The sequence below is a fragment of the Rhodovulum sp. PH10 genome (assembly GCF_000293785.1).
GTDB lineage: Bacteria > Pseudomonadota > Alphaproteobacteria > Rhizobiales > Xanthobacteraceae > Rhodoplanes.
Window position 1 is genome coordinate 1 of sequence record NZ_AKZI01000174.1, and the last position, 361, is coordinate 361.

At 65.9% G+C, this 361-nt stretch carries 1 protein-coding gene; it reads left to right on the forward strand.

Annotation, left to right across the window (positions count from 1 at the left end; all coding sequences use genetic code 11):
- Positions 1–361: transposase (locus A33M_RS20655; RefSeq protein ID WP_040622263.1), on the forward strand; the 361-nt coding region annotated here is incomplete at both ends.

The following is a 361-nucleotide window of genomic DNA, read 5'->3' on the forward strand; positions in this document are numbered from 1 at the left end:
ACCGCCTTCGTGCAGCCGACCAGCGGCGAGAGCGTCTGGTATTTGTCGAACGGCATCGACAAGCCGTTCTTCGAACAAATGCTGGCGAACTTCGCCCGCACCGTCGGAGCCGGGTCGACCCGCATCGTCGTCCTGGTCCTCGACGGGGCCGGATGGCACACTAGCCCCGGCCTCGCCGTCCCCGACGGCCTCCGGCTCGTCTACCTCCCGCCCTACAGTCCGGAGCTACAGCCGGCCGAACATCTCTGGGCGCTGGTCGACGAACCCATCGTCAATCGTCACTTCAAGACGATCGACGACCTCGACGCTGTCATCGACCGACGCTGTCGCGTTCTCGGCCACGATCCCCGGCTCATCGCAG